Below are 291 nucleotides of genomic sequence, written 5' to 3' on the forward strand. Positions count from 1 at the left end.
GCCTGGCTGTAGCCGCCGTCGACGCCCAGCGTGTGCAGTTCCAGGATCTCGCGGGCAAGGTTTTCGTTGAGGCCTCGGCCGCGCCTTTTGCCAGCACGGGAATCGGGGCCGATGGACTGCTGATTGTCGAGATAGAACAGCATCGCCGGGTGATGCTCGACCGCCAGCAGCATGTCGGCGAAGCGGCCGAGCACGAAGGGGCGGATCGCCTCGCGTTCGAAGGCGCCGGCGCAGGCCCGCACGATCTGGCCCTTGGCGACCGAGACGCAGAAATGGTTCGACCAGAAGCCG

1 protein-coding gene is annotated in these 291 nt (G+C 66.7%); it reads right to left on the reverse strand.

Translation table 11 applies throughout. From position 1 onward, the window contains the following. Nucleotides 1-291 (reverse strand): DUF1800 family protein (locus tag EN861_RS34940; protein WP_135928253.1); only part of this gene is annotated, 291 nt, incomplete at both ends.

This window comes from Mesorhizobium sp. M8A.F.Ca.ET.218.01.1.1 (assembly GCF_004791165.1).
Lineage (GTDB): Bacteria > Pseudomonadota > Alphaproteobacteria > Rhizobiales > Rhizobiaceae > Mesorhizobium.